Raw genomic sequence first — 422 nt, 5'->3', positions numbered from 1 at the left:
TGCTTCACTCCTAATATCCCTAAGCCTGCTATGGAAAGCGATAAAGAGAGCGGTACCTTTTCTTCACTAGCCTTCACAGTGGATACAGTTTGTAACCTTTCCGGTATTTGATAGCTACCTTCAAGGCTACGGCTGGAGAAATAAGTGGGTTGTGCTTCACAAGTGGCCGCTACCTCTTGATATGGAGTGCTCGCTTCCGCTATTTCTTGCTCAAGTGCATGATGATATTCCTCTTTTTCCCCTTGATGGATTTTTTTTAAAGAGGGCTTCTTCAAATTTCGTTATATAGAGACTGAGAACATCTAATGATATGTCATCCATACTGCTTCACTCCTAATATCCCTAAGCCTGCTATGGAAAGCGATAAAGAGAGCGGTACCTTTTCTTCACTAGCCTTCACAGTGGATACAGTTTGTAACCTT

At 42.4% G+C, this 422-nt stretch carries 1 protein-coding gene; it reads right to left on the bottom strand.

Annotated features, from left to right (window positions below; genetic code table 11):
* The coding region (locus tag CK486_RS18235) for a hypothetical protein (RefSeq protein WP_218192115.1) at positions 1–275 on the bottom strand (275 nt) is incomplete at its 3' end.
* Positions 276–422 lie beyond the last annotated feature (147 nt).

This window comes from Pseudomonas sp. HAR-UPW-AIA-41, from assembly GCF_002304225.1.
Classification (GTDB): domain Bacteria; phylum Pseudomonadota; class Gammaproteobacteria; order Pseudomonadales; family Pseudomonadaceae; genus Aquipseudomonas.
This window is presented reverse-complemented; position numbering and strand designations above follow the sequence as displayed.